Below are 13,520 nucleotides of genomic sequence, written 5' to 3' on the forward strand. Positions count from 1 at the left end.
CGCGACCACGGCCACGAAGCCGTCCGCGGCCACGCGGAACCCGCCGGTCACAGGCCGAGCGCGGTGACCGACCTCGCCAGCAGGAGGGGCAGCGGTCCGGCGGGAGGCGGGCCGGAGTCGTCGACCGTGGCGGCCCGGCGCTCCGCGTAGGAACTCGACGCGTAGGAACTCGACGGGTAGGAACTCGACGCGGAAGGAGTCGACGCGGAGGGGGTGGGCTCAGCCCTTCCCTCCGGTTCATCCGGTTCGTTCGATTCCGCGGTACGCGGCTCGGCGTCGCACCTCGCCTCGGCACACCCCGGCCCCGACCCTGCGCCGGCCCCGGCCCCGGAGTTCGAGCCGATCCGCGTGTCCGCGGCGGACCGGTCGGCGGTCGGCTCGCCGGACGGCGCGTCCGTGCCCGCTATCGACAGCGACTCGGGCGTCGCCCTGGTGCCGTCGGTGAGCCAGCGCTGGTCGTCGCCGCGGTCACGGATCTTCACCACCGCGTCCGCCCCGGCCTCGTCCGCGGCGGGAGCGACGGCCAGCTCCGCCTGCCAGCGGGGCAGCAACTCGCCCCGCACGGTGAGGTCGTAGCGCACGTCGTCACCCCTCTTGGCGGACCCCGGGGCGCAGTTGCCCAGGACGACCACGCCGGCGTCCACATGGGAGTCCAGGCACAGCTCGGGGTCGGCGGCGCTGCGCAGGAGGCCGTCCTTCTCGTAGGACCACTTCTGCGTGGCGACGGCCGAGCACGTGTCCAGTTCGGCGCCGGCGCCGGCTCTCGCCCTGTCGCCCTTGATGTCGAGACAGAGGTCGGCGGCGAGGTTGCGCAGCCGGGTCCGGATGGGCCCGGTGGGCAGGCCGGCCGAGCCGGGCGGGGACGACGACCGGGCGGGCGGTGCCTGCCCGCCCGGGGAGAGACCGGCGGACGCCCCGGCGGTGGCCGACGGGTCGGCGCCGCCGTCGTCCTGCGACCACAGACTCGCGACCAGGACGGTCGCGAGCAGGGCCACCGAGACCAGGCCCGCTCCGGTCAGGAGTGCCTTCGAGTACCGCGGGCCCGGGGAGGAGTGCCGCCCCTGCCTGGCGGAGCGCTGGGACAGCCGGCGGGAACGGCCGCCGCCGACCGGGCGCCTGCCGGTGTGCCGGACGGCCCGGACCGCCGAACGACCGCCGCTCGGCCGCGATTCGAGATATCGACGGGCACCCCAGCCGAGCACGCCTTCGGCGAGCAGTCCCCCGAGACCACCCTCGAAATGGCTCAGTTGCTCGGCCGCGTAACGGCAGAAACGGCACGCGAGCAGATGCTGCTGCACATCGGGGAGCAAGGCACCGCCACGCCGAATCGGAACGTCCAGGAGACGGTTGTAGTGACGGCAATCCTTGTTCGGCGCGAGTTCACGATGGGCCCGTACACAGCCCTCGCGGAATTTCTCGCGAGCCTGCTCAAGCGCCGCCGACGCGTTGTCGACATCCATGCCCAGCAGACCGGCCGGTACGGATATGTGCTCGGCCTCGACCTCGGTGTGCCAGAGCACGCACTGGGCGAGTCCCGGGAGAGCCTGGAAAGAACGTTCCGCGAGCTTGCGATTTTCCGGTGTCTTGGACTTCGTCACGCGCATACCGCGGCCGCCGGCCGGTTTCCGGAGATCCGGGAGTGCCTCGGATATACGGTCCTCCGCGGACCACACCTCGATGATGTCCCGTACGGCCACCAGGAGTTGGGGGCGCAGGGCGGCTGCGGACCCGGCGCGCCGGAGGCGTTCCAGTACCTGCTGGAAGGCGGCGGCGGTGACCATCGAGGCGACGTCCGCCGAGGAGGCGAGGCAGATGACGGCGTAGTCGTGCGTCGACTGCCAGTGCCGCGCGAGCAGGAGCGCGACGGGGTGGGCCAGTTCGCCCTCCGGCTGCGCCCTGAGAAGGGCTGCGAGGCTCTCGTCGGATTCTCCGGGGGCGGCACCGGAGGCGGGCGGATACGGCGGACGAGGCGGGTGGGGGGTGTGCACTGAGCGATTTCCTTCCAAGGCACAAGGTGGCACACAGGAGTTCTGACCGCCGAAAAGGAGCTCCTGGCTGGTGCGTACCTTTCGGCCTTGGCGCACGGAAAGCGGCCGGGACGTCGACCACTCGGCATCCGCCGGCCACGAGCCTTTCGGGCCCAACGGCACGACGGAATCCCGAACGGTGAATCAGACCTGGCCATTGGCCATGTGCGAGGAAGTTCACCCTTGCACATGACGCTCACGCCCAACAAGGCGCGTGAGCCACTTCAGCGACATCCACCCATTGAAGGAAAGTCAGTGTCCATCCCGGTCAAGTCGTCCGGTCCTTCTCAGCAACTCGTCCGGTCCATCTCGGTCAACTCATAGCAGGGGTCGGTGGTCCACTCGTACCCGGCCCTTCTCGGAAGGTTCCGCGCGGGACGGCGGCGGCTCTCCCCCGCGAAACGGGCCGTCGACCTCGATCTCCCGCACACGCCTGAGACCTGTGTCACATTTCGCCGCCGGCTGTCACATCTCAGCCCCCCGGAGCCCTCGCAGTAGTGAGCGCGCTACGGGAGGCACAGGCATGTCCGAAAGTCCGGCACCGCAGACCGATGAGCTACCGACCTCGGGGACGCGGCAGTTCATGGAACACCGCGAGCTGCTGTTCGCGATCGCCTACAACATGCTCGGCGGCGTCGCCGACACCGAGGACGTACTGCAGGACATCTGGCTGTCCTGGTCCGGCAGCCGCGACCGGTCGCCGGAGCGGTACATCGAGAACCCGCGTGCCTATCCGGTGCGCGTCACGGTCAACCACGCGCTGACCCGCCGGGCCGCGCTCAGCCGACGACGTGAGACGTACGTGGGCCCGTGGCTGCCCGAGCCGCTGGTGGCCGCGGCCACCGGAGAGGCATCGGCGGACGCCGCCGAGCACGTGGGGCCCGCGGAGAAGGGGGCGGACGCGTGACCGCCACCGAACGGCCGGCCGCCGGGTCGAGAGGTCCCGGCGCGTCCTCCGGTCAGCGTGTCGCCGACTGGTTCGACGGCCGCCTCGGCACCCACACCCTCGGCAAGAAGTATCTGCGCAAGGTCTTCCCGGACCACTGGTCGTTCCTGCTCGGGGAGATCTGCCTCTACAGCTTCGTCATCCTGATCCTGACCGGCGTCTACCTGACCCTGTTCTTCCACCCGTCGATGAACGAGGTGACGTACAACGGCAGTTACGTCCCGCTGAACGGCATCCGGATGTCGGAGGCGTACGCGTCCACGCTGGACATCAGTTTCGATGTGCGGGGCGGTCTGCTGATCCGGCAGATCCACCACTGGGCGGCGCTGATCTTCATCGCCGGGATGCTCATGCACATGATGCGATACTTCTTCACGGGCTCGTTCCGCAGGCCCCGTGAGGTCAACTGGCTGTTCGGCTGGACGCTGTTGTTCCTAGGCCTGTTCGAGGGGCTCTTCGGTTACTCGCTGCCCGACGACCTGCTGTCCGGCACCGGGATGCGGTTCGTGGACGGAGCCGTCCTGTCCGTACCGATCGTCGGAACGTATCTGTCGTTCTTCCTGTTCGGCGGCGAGTACCCCGGCCACGACATCATCGCGCGGTTCTACTCGCTGCACATTCTGGTGATCCCCGGGATCATGGCGGCCCTGGTCGTCGCACATCTGATCCTGGTCGTGTACCACAAGCACACCCAGTTCCCCGGTCCGGGAAAGACCGAACGGAACGTGGTGGGCTCGCCGTTCATGCCGGTGTACGTGGCCAAGGCGGGCGGCTTCTTCTTCCTGGTGTTCGGGGTGATCGCCCTCATCTCGGCGGTCGCGTCGATCAACCCGGTCTGGTCGTACGGCCCCTACCGCGCCGACCAGGTGTCCACAGGGGCCCAGCCGGACTGGTACCTGGGCTTCGCCGAGGGGCTGGTACGCGTCATGCCGGGGTGGGAGATCAACGCGGCCGGGCACACACTGGTGCTCGGTGTGCTGATCCCGATCGTCGTGTTCCCCCTCCTGCTGGTCCTCATCGGCGCCTATCCGTTCCTGGAGTCCTGGGTCACCGGCGACAGACGCGAGCACCATCTCCTGGACCGGCCGCGCAACCGGCCGATCCGCACGTCCCTCGGCGCAGCGTGGATCAGCGTCTATCTGATCCTGCTGGCGGGCGGCGGCAACGACCTCGTGGCCACCCGCTTCCATCTGTCGATCAACACGGTCACCTGGGCCGTCCGGATCGCCCTGTTCGCCGTCCCGGTGATCGTCTTCGTGGCGACCCGGCGCATCTGCCTCGGCCTCCAGCGCCGGGACAGGGAACTGGTGCTGCACGGCCGCGAGACCGGCGTGATCAAACGGCTCCCGCACGGCGAGTACGTCGAACTGCACCGCCCGCTCTCCCCCGCCGAGCTGCACACCCTCACCCAGCACGAGCAGCCCCGGCCGCTCGACCCGGGCCCGGCCGAGGACGCGAACGGCGTGCCGGGCCCGAACGGGCGGGCGCCGAACCTGCGGACCCGGCTCTCTCGCGCACTGTACGGCGAGGGCACCCAGGTGGCGAAGCCGACGGCGGAGGAGCACCGGGCGGCACACGGGCCCGGCGAGGACAGGGCCTAGCGGGAGGTCAGCGAGGCGGGACCTCCAGGCGGCTGATCCGCAGCGCGCCCCGGGCCTCACCCGGGTGGCGGCTCCTCATGGTGATCCGGAGCCGGCTGCCGCGTACCGCGTCGAAGGTGACCGCTGTCGGCGCGTCGGACGCGGTGGCCCAGTCGATGTCGGCGCCCTTCACGGGCCGGTAGCGGTGACCGTCCCAGAAGTCGACGTCCAGTCGGGCGGGCAGGGAGTGCGTGGCGTCGACCGTGAAGGAGAGCTGGATCCGGTCGGCGGTCCGGGCGCGGCCCCACTCGACGGACACCCAGTCCTCCTCGCGGGCGCCGTCGAAGGCGGGCAGCAGGGCCGTGGCCGCCTTGAAGAACGCGTTGGACCAACCGGTGGCCGGGTCGCCGTCGAGCATGGCGGCGGGCAGGGTGTCCGGGCGGCCCGAGTAACTGGCGTCCACCAGCGGGTAGTTGGGGGCGCCCGGCCCCGGGTCCGGTGCGAAGTCGGGTGCCGGAGTGAGGATCTGCGGCCGTGCGGCGGTGGCACGCACGGTCACGGTCGCCGTCCGCAGCCCCGCCGAGCGCGCCCGCAGCCTGAGCCCTCCCTCCTCGGTCCCGGCGCGGACGATCGCCAGAGCCTTGCCGTGGAAGGCCGTGCGGGTGCTCGCCTGGTAGCGCTCGGCGCTCTCCTCGCGCCCGTTGTCGACGCCGGCCAGCGATCCGCCGTCGACGTCGAAGGCGATGGAGTGGCCGGCGCCGGGCACCACCACACCACGGGCGTCGACCACCTCCGCGGTCACGAAGCACAGCGAACGGCCGTCCGCGGCGACGGACTTGCGGTCGGGAGTGAGCCGCAGCGCGTGCGCCTCGCCCGCGGTGCGCAGCACATCGGTGGCCACGGTCCTGCCGTCGCGCCTGGCCACCGCCTTCAGCTCACCGGGAGCGAACGGCACCCGCCAGGCGAGGTGCAGTTTGCCCGCACTGCCGGTCGGGCTGGTGTAACTCCCGGGCCAGGGACCGCCGGTGACGGTCTTGTCGTCGCCCGTCGCCTCGGTGGTCTCCAGGTACGTCCGTCCGTCGGTGGTCTTCTTCTCGTCGAACTTCCTTGTGCCCAGCGACTTTCCATTGAGGAAGAGCTCGACCGTGTCCACGTTGGAATAGGCCCGGACCTCCACGGTGCCGCCCGCTTCGTGGTCCGTCCAGTCCATGGGGAACAGATGGACCATGGGTTCGTCGGTCCACTGGCTCTTGAAGAGGTGGTACATGTCCTTCGGGAAGCCGGCCGTGTCCACCGCTCCGAAGAAGGACGCCTTCACCGGGAACACGTCGTACGGCGTGGGTTCGCCGATGTAGTCGATGCCCGACCACAGGAACTCCCCCGTGAACCACTTCCGGTCCCGGTCCTTCTTGAGCCCGTACTCGCCGCTCATCGTCCAGGAGGCGAGGTTGTTGTCGTACGAGGAGGTGTCCCGTCGGCCGGGAGTGTGGTTCTCGCCCGTGTTGAGGTGCTCCGGCTCCTGGTAGGCGCCCCGGGTGGAGGTCTCGGACGAGGACTCCGACTCGAAGAGGAACAGGTGCGGATAGCGCGCGTGCAGGGCGTCGACCGAGGCCGCGGTGTTGTAGTTGAGGCCGAGTCCGTCGATCTTGGCGAGCATCAGATCGGCGGCCGAGCCGAGGGCGGGCAGGCTCCGGTACTTGTCGGAGCCGAGCACGATCGGCCGGGTCGGATCGAGTCGCCGCACGTCGTCGATGAGCCGGTCGGCCATGGCGAGGCCGGCGGTCGAGGTGGAGTCGGGGATCTCGTTGCCTATGGACCACAGGACGACGGCGGGCGAGTTGCGCGCCGCCAGGACCATCTCCGCGATGTCCCGGTCGGACCACTCGTCGAAGAAGCGGCCGTAGTCGTACCGGTTCTTGCCGCGCCGCCAGCAGTCGAAGGCCTCGACCATCATCACGATGCCGAGCCGTTCGCAGGCCTCGATCACCTCGGGTGCCGGAGGGTTGTGCGAGGTGCGCAGGGCGTTGACACCCATGTCGCGCATGATTCTCAGCTGGCGTTCCACGGCGTCCGCGCCGACGGCGCTGCCGAGTGCCCCGAGGTCGTGGTGGAGGTTGACGCCCCGGAGTTTGACGTGGGTGCCGTTCAGGGTCATGCCGTCGTCGGCGTCGAAGACGACGTGGCGGACACCGAACGGGGTGCGGTAGGTGTCGGTGGTCCGGCCGTCGACCCGGAGTTCGGTGTGCAGGGTGTAGCGTCGCGGCTGCTCGTACGACCACAACTTCGGTTTTTGCACAGTCAGTTGCTGGTCCGCGGTGCTCGTGTCCCCGACGTCGATCGTGCTCGTCCGCCGGGCCACCGTGCGGCCGTCCGGGTCGACGACCGCGGATCTCACCTCGACCCGTCTCGCGGTGCCCGACGCGTTCACCACACTCGTCCGTACGCGGACGAGCGCGTGGTCGTCGTCGATCTCCGGGGTGGTCACGTAGGTGCCCCAGCGCTGGACGTGCACCGGCTCGGTGACGATCAGGCGCGCCTCGCGGTAGATGCCGCTCCCCGAGTACCAGCGACTGCTGGGCAGTTGGTTCCTGACCTGGACCGCGATGACGTCGGCGGTGGTGCCGTCCGTGTGCAGCAGGTCGGTCAGGTCGAGGGCGAACCCCGTGTAGCCGTACGGGTGTTGGCCGACGAGTTCGCCGTTGCAGTACACGGAGGAGTCCATGTGGACGCCGTCGAACTCGACGGAGATCCGCTTCCCCTCGTACGCGGGCGGCAGCGTGAAGGCGATCCGGTACCAGCCGAGGCCGCCCGGCAGGAAGCCGGTGCCGCTGCTGGTGCCGTGGTCGGTGGTGGGGGTGAGCTCGATGCTCCAGTCGTGCGGTACGGAGATCCGCCGCCACCGCGAGTCGTCGTAGCCGGGTTCGGCGGCCCGGGCGTACGCGCCGGTGGGGTCGGTGACGCCGGACGGGTCGACGAGTGCGAAGCGCCAGCCGTCCCGGAGCGGGATCGACCGGCCTCCCGTCCCGGTCCGGGCCCGGGGCACGGCCTCCTCGGCGGCCCGGGAGTCCGGGGCCCCGGCGAGGGCCACCGGAGTGGCTGTGCCTGCGATCAGTAGAGACCTGCGCGTGACCGTCACCGGGTTTCCCTTTCGTCAAGGGCCCACATGTGTTCACCAGTACTCGCTCGAAACTACTCGCTCACAACTACTCGTGAACAAACAGATTCTGACAGCGCGACACATGCGTCCGTCAAGGCCCCGGTAAGCGCGTTCTGTCCGTCCTGGTACATCGGCCCGAATCCTCCGCCGGGCGGACGGGACCCGACGGGGAGGCCGGCGCCCGTGGGCGGGAACCTCCGCGCCGTGTGAGGAGGGCCCGGACGCACTACCCTGGGACAAAAGTGATGGACCTGTTCACCGTGAGTGTGTGCGCGATGGAGTGGCGGCGATGTGAGGAGCCCCAGCGAAACAGCGGGCGACGGCCCGGACTATCCGTTCGACGAGACCTTCACGGCAAGGGCCGTCATCGACGGTGACGGCGTCGTCGTCGAGTGGAACGAGGGCGCCCGACGTCTGCTCGGGCATGCGCCGGCCGATGTCGTGGGCCGGTCCGCCGCGAAACTGCTGGCGCCGACCGCCGGTGAGCTGCGGCGTCCGTCGGCCGACGACCGCTGGATCGGCACGCTCGCGCTGCGCCACGAGGACGGCCGCACCCTGCGCGTCTGGCTGCTCGCGCACCGGCGGCGCCCCGAGCTGGGCGACCGCAGCGACTGGCTCGTCGTGACCCCGCTGGAGAACGGCACCCCGGAGGCGCAGGACGACTCCCTCGCCTCCACCTTCCTGGACCAGTCGCCCTGTGCGACCGCGATCTTCGACGAGCGGCTCCGGCTGCGCAGGGTCAACGCGGTGATGGCCGAGTCGATGGCCCTCCCTGAGGAGCGCATCCGCGGCCTGCGGATCTCGGAGATCGGCGGCCGGCCGCAGAACGAGGAGCTGGAGGGGCACATGCTCCGGGTGCTCCTGACCGGCAGACGCGAGGACGTGCAGACGTATCTGGGCACCGCTCCCGCGGGCCGCGCCCAGGCCTGGCTGGCGCGGATGGCGCCGCTGACCGACGCCGGGGGTCGGGTGCGCGGCATCAGCCTGTCCGCCCACGACTTCACCGAGCAGTACCTCGCCCGGGAGCGCCTGCAGCTCGTGAACGAGGCGAGCGTCCGTATCGGCTCCACCCTCGACGTCACCCGTACGGCGCAGGAACTGGCCGATGTCTGTGTGCCCGCGCTCGCCGACTTCGTCAGCGTCGACCTGGTGGATCCCCCCGACCACGGCGGCGAACCGTACACCGGGCCGGTCCTCGCTCCCGTGAGTCTGCGCCGCGCCGCCCACCGGTCGGTGCATCCCGGCGATCCGGAGTCGGTCGTCAAGCTCGGGGAGGTGGACACCTATCCCGCGGGCTCACCGCAGGCCGACTCCCTGGTGGCCGGCCGGCCCATCGTGGCCGCCGATGCCGCGACCACGCTCTCGGAATGGCTCGCCTGGGACCCGGTGCGCGCCGACCGGGTCAGGGAACACGGCATCCACTCGACGATGTCCGTGCCCGTCCAGGCCCGCGGCGCGACCCTGGGCGTCGCGGTCTTCACCCGGTTCCGGCGGCCCGACCCGTTCACCGACGACGACGTGCTGCTGGCCGAGGAGGTCACGGCCAGGGCGGCCGTCTGCATCGACAACGCCCGCCGGTTCTCCCGCGAACGCGAGACCGCGATCGCCCTGCAGCGCAGCCTGCTGCCGCGGTCGCTGCCCCGCACGGCCGCCGTCGAGGCGGCCTCGCGCTATCTCCCCGCGGCCCGGGCGGGGGTGGGCGGCGACTGGTTCGACGTGATCCCGCTGTCGGGGATGCGGGTCGCCATGGTCGTCGGAGACGTCGTCGGCCACGGGCTGCAGGCCTCGGCCACCATGGGCCGGCTGCGGACCGCCGTGCGCACCCTCGCCGACATCGACCTGGCACCGGACGAACTGCTCACCCACCTCGACGACCTGGTCGTCCGGCTCTCCGCGGAGGCGGGCAGCGAAGGCACCACCGGCGAGGTCGGCGCCACCTGCCTGTACGCCGTCTACGACCCGGTCACCCGGCACTGCACCCTCGCCCGCGCCGGTCATCCGCCACCGGTGATGATCCGGCCCGGCGGGCCGCCCGAGGAGATCGACGTACCGGCGGGGCCGCCGCTGGGCCTGGGCGGGCTGCCGTTCGAGTCGACCGAACTGCGACTCGCCGAGGGCACCGTCCTCGCCCTCTACACCGACGGCCTGATCGACAACCGCGAGCGTGACCTCGACGAGAGCCGTGCGCTGCTGTCCCGGGCGCTCGCGCGGACCTCGAATTCCCTCGACGAGACCTGCCACGACATCCTGCAGTCGCTGCTCCCGCCCGCCGGCGCCTCGGACGACGTGGCCCTGCTGCTCGCCCGGACGAAGGGCCTGCCGTCCTCCCAGGTGGCGACCTGGGAGGTGCCGGCCGATCCCGCGCTCGTCGGCCCGATCCGCAAGCAGGCCGTCCGGCAGGTGGAGGCCTGGGGTGCGAGCGAGGCGGCCTTCACGACCGAGCTGGTGGTCAGCGAACTCGTCACCAACGCGATCCGGTACGGCGAACGCCCGATCCGGCTGCGGCTCATCCACAACGCCTCCACCCTGATCGTGGAGGTCTCGGACTCCAGTCACACCGCACCGCATCTGCGCCGCGCCAAGACGTTCGACGAGGGTGGCCGCGGGCTGCTCCTGGTCGCCCAGCTCACTCAGCGCTGGGGCAGCCGCCACACCACCGAGGGCAAGACGATCTGGGCGGAGCTGGTGTTCGGCGAGGACGACCAGGGCTGAGACGCCGCCGGTCAGTGCCCGCCGCCGTACCCGCCTCCCCCGTAACCGCCACCGCCGTAACCACCGCCGTAGCCGCCCCCTCCCCCGTAGCCGCCACCGTCCCCGTCCCCGTTTCCGTTTCCGTCGTCGTACCAGCAGTAGTAGCCGTAGCAGGTCCAGCCGGAAGCGGAGGGCGTGGGCCGCGGGGTCGAAGTCGCCTCGGACGGCGTGGGCTTCGGCTCGCGGGGCGGCGCTGCGGTGTGGCCGGGCTTCGGCCCGCTGCTCGGTGTCGGGGCCGGCTTGTTCGTCTCGCCGTCCGTGTACGAGGTGATCCACTCCATCTGGAGCGAGTCCACCGAGGTGTCGATCTCCCAGCGCTGGGCCGGTCCGTCGTCACGGGACTTGAGGACCAGCCCCGCCCCGTCGTCCCCCGAGACCGGGGCCAGCGCGAGCGCCGGCTGTCCCAGGGGGACCAGATTTCCGTCCGGGGTGAAGTCGTAGCGGGCGCCCGCCCGGTTCTTCTCGCCGTCGCACGACCGCAGACGGACCGAGGAGGGGAGCCGGGAGTCGAGGCACAGGTCCAGGTCCTGGTCCTGGTCCTGGCCCTGGCCCTGGCCCTGATCCTGGTCCGCCAGGCTCCGCAGCAGCCCGTCGCTCTCGTACGACCACTGCTGCCGCTCCGAGGCGGTACAGGTGCCGAGGACGACCTCCGCGCCCACGCCGACCTTGCCGTCGGCGACACCGGCGCAGTCGCCGCTGCCCTGGTTGCGCAGCCGTCCGCTGTGTGCGCCGGGCGCCGTGTCGCCGGCGCCGATTCTGGTCGGGACCTCGTTCGGCTCTTCCGCGGTCGTGCCGGCGCCCGAAGGGCGTGTGGGTTCGTCGTCGCCGCCGGCGCACAGGACCAGCGTCACGAGGACGCATCCGCCGGCGACGAGTACGGCCAGGGCGAGGTCTCGGCGCCGCCGGGGGAAGCGCCTGTCGGTGTCACCGGGATCGCCGACGTCCGCGCGCGGCGGCAGCCGCAGGGCGTGGCGGGGGCCGAGGCGCCGGGCCCGGCCCGCGCCCAGGAACGACCCGCCACCGAGGTACCGGCCGATGCCCACGTGAGCCCCGACGAACCCCGGGGCCGGTCCCGCACCCGGCCTCGGACCCGCGCCCGCCGCGTCACCCGGCCGGACGCCGGCCACCCGGCGGGAATCGGCCTCCCGCCCGGGACTCGCACCCCAGACGGAGTCGGCATCAGCATCGAACTCGTCGGCAAGGTCGGGCCCGGCGCCACCCCCGAGGCCAGGACCGGCACCGACTCCGGACCCGATGCCGGAGCGGGTGCCAGGGCCGGGACGTATTCCGGGCCCGACGCCGGGGCCGGGGCCCAGACCAGGGCCAGGGCCAGGGCCAGGGCCGGGGCCAGGGCCGGGGCTGGGGCTGGGGCGAAGGACTGGGCCGGTGCCAGTACCAGTGCCTGTGCCGACGCCGGAACCGGGGCCGTAGCCGGGGATCGAACGGGGCTCGCCGCCCGGGCCGCGCCCGGCGCCTTCCTGCGGGCCGGTCCCTCGGTAGGAGCCCACCTCCGGCCCGCGCCCGGGACCAGCACCGCGGCCCTGTCCGGGGCCGGGGCCCGAGCCAGGACCGGGAGCCGAACCAGGACCGGGAGCCGAACCGGAACTGCGGCCCGAACCGGCAAGCGAACGAGGCTCGCCGCCCAGGCCACCCCCGGCACCTGGCCGCGGGCCGGTCCCTCGGTAGGAACCCACCCCCGGCCCACCCTCGGGACCGCCACCTCGGCCTTGCCGAGGGCCAGAGCCTTGGCCGGAGCCGAAGCCGTGGCCGTGGCTGGAGCCGGGGCCGAGGCCGAGGCCGGGACCGGAGTCGGGTCCGTAGCCGGGGCCGGGACCGGGACCGGGACCGGGACCAGAATCGAGGCCGGGACCCGACCCGGGACCGGAGCCCGGTCCCTGTCCGTGGCCGAAGCTGTCACCCGACGCCACCCCCGACCCAGCACCTGTACCCACAGCGGGACCCACACCCGCACCCTCGCCCTGACCCACGCCGGAGTCCGAACCGAAGTCGGAGTCCGAACCGAAGTCGGAGTCCGAACCGAAGTCGGAGTCGGAACCGTCACCCTCAGCGAAGCCCGCCCCCGGATACGAACCCCCGGTCGAGTAGAAGTCGACCCCCGGGTGGCGGCCGGCGGCCGAGTCGGGGCCCGAACCCGGTGCCGTGGAGACCACGGGCCCCGCCGTCGTCTCGTCGCCCCCGGGCCGGCGTCCGGGCCTGGAGTCGAGGTAGTCCCGGGCCGCCCATCCAAGTACCCCTTCGGCCAGCAGTACGGCCAGCCGGCCTCCCGACTGGTCCAGCTGCTCGGCCGAGTACGGGCAGTGCTCGCAGCCGGTCATGTGCTGCCGCAGGTCGGGATCGACGCTGTTGCCGCCCCGCCGGAGCGAGACGTCCAGGAGCCGGCTGTACCGGCGGCACTCGTCGTCGGGAGCGAGTTCGCGATGCGCTTCGAGGCAGTACTGACGCAGCAGTTCCCGTGCGCGCTCCAGCGCCCGGGAGGCGTCCCGGACGGGAAGGCCGAGCAGCCGGGCCGGTACGGCGAGTTCCTCGGACTCGACCTCCGCGTGCCACAGCACGCAGCGGGCGGCCTCCGGCAGCCGCTGGAACGCGAGGGACACCAGGCGCCGGTCATTCGGCGGAAGCAGCCGAACCGCGGCCGATTCGCTGTCGCCCGGCGCGGACTGCAACGCGGTACTCAGCATCCCCCGGCGTTTGTCCGCGTCCCATTCGCCCGCTATTCGGCGCACGGCGACCAGCAACTCCGGCCGCCATGCCGCTCTGGGTCCGACCTGTCGAACGGATTCCCCGAAGAGGCGGGTGAATGCGGCGGTGGCGAGCATTCCGGCGTACTGCACACCGTTCGCGCACAGACGCGCGTACGAGAAGACGGGTACCCAGTGCCGGCCCAGCAGTTCCCCCGCGGGATAGCGGGCGGGTGTCCTGCCCGACCCCTTCCTCAGTTCTGCCGCAAGCCGCTCGTCGGTCGTATCGAACAGGCTGCCGATCGCGGGGGGATTCGACGGGGTCGCGTCGTTCACGTGCACTTTCCTCCAGAGCACCAA

At 71.6% G+C, this 13,520-nt stretch carries 6 protein-coding genes; 3 read left to right on the forward strand and 3 right to left on the reverse strand.

Annotated features, from left to right (window positions below):
* Positions 1-47 precede the first annotated feature (47 nt).
* Positions 48-1,988 carry an RICIN domain-containing protein gene (locus ACH4DZ_RS04125; protein ID WP_398285337.1) on the reverse strand — a complete coding sequence of 647 codons (1,941 nt, stop codon included), beginning with the start codon at positions 1,986-1,988 and terminating at the stop codon, positions 48-50.
* Positions 1,989-2,550: 562 nt separating this feature from the next.
* Between ACH4DZ_RS04125 and ACH4DZ_RS04130 the strand changes: the two genes are divergently transcribed.
* Complete coding sequence (locus ACH4DZ_RS04130; protein ID WP_398285338.1) at positions 2,551-2,934, forward strand: sigma factor; 384 nt, start codon at positions 2,551-2,553, stop codon at positions 2,932-2,934.
* Positions 2,931-4,574 carry a cytochrome bc complex cytochrome b subunit gene (locus ACH4DZ_RS04135; protein ID WP_398285339.1) on the forward strand — a complete coding sequence of 548 codons (1,644 nt, stop codon included), beginning with the start codon at positions 2,931-2,933 and terminating at the stop codon, positions 4,572-4,574. The genes ACH4DZ_RS04130 and ACH4DZ_RS04135 overlap by 4 nt, the downstream gene beginning before the upstream one ends.
* Before the next feature lie 7 nt (positions 4,575-4,581).
* Here ACH4DZ_RS04135 and ACH4DZ_RS04140 read toward each other — a convergent pair whose 3' ends face one another.
* The gene (locus tag ACH4DZ_RS04140; protein ID WP_398285340.1) at positions 4,582-7,689 is read right to left on the reverse strand and encodes a glycoside hydrolase family 2 TIM barrel-domain containing protein; all 3,108 of its coding nucleotides are present in this window, start codon (positions 7,687-7,689) and stop codon (positions 4,582-4,584) included.
* 312 nt (positions 7,690-8,001) lie between these two features.
* Here ACH4DZ_RS04140 and ACH4DZ_RS04145 point away from each other — a divergent pair, with 312 nt between their 5' ends.
* Positions 8,002-10,422 carry a SpoIIE family protein phosphatase gene (locus tag ACH4DZ_RS04145; protein WP_398285341.1) on the forward strand — a complete coding sequence of 807 codons (2,421 nt, stop codon included), beginning with the start codon at positions 8,002-8,004 and terminating at the stop codon, positions 10,420-10,422.
* A gap of 11 nt (positions 10,423-10,433) precedes the next feature.
* On the opposite strand, the gene ACH4DZ_RS04150 is transcribed toward ACH4DZ_RS04145, so the two are convergent.
* A complete protein-coding gene (locus ACH4DZ_RS04150; RefSeq protein ID WP_398285342.1) occupies positions 10,434-13,496 on the reverse strand; it encodes a ricin-type beta-trefoil lectin domain protein in 3,063 nt (1,020 codons plus the stop codon).
* Positions 13,497-13,520: the final 24 nt, after the last annotated feature.

The sequence above is a fragment of the Streptomyces sp. NPDC017991 genome (genome assembly GCF_044328075.1).
Taxonomy (GTDB): domain Bacteria; phylum Actinomycetota; class Actinomycetes; order Streptomycetales; family Streptomycetaceae; genus Streptomyces.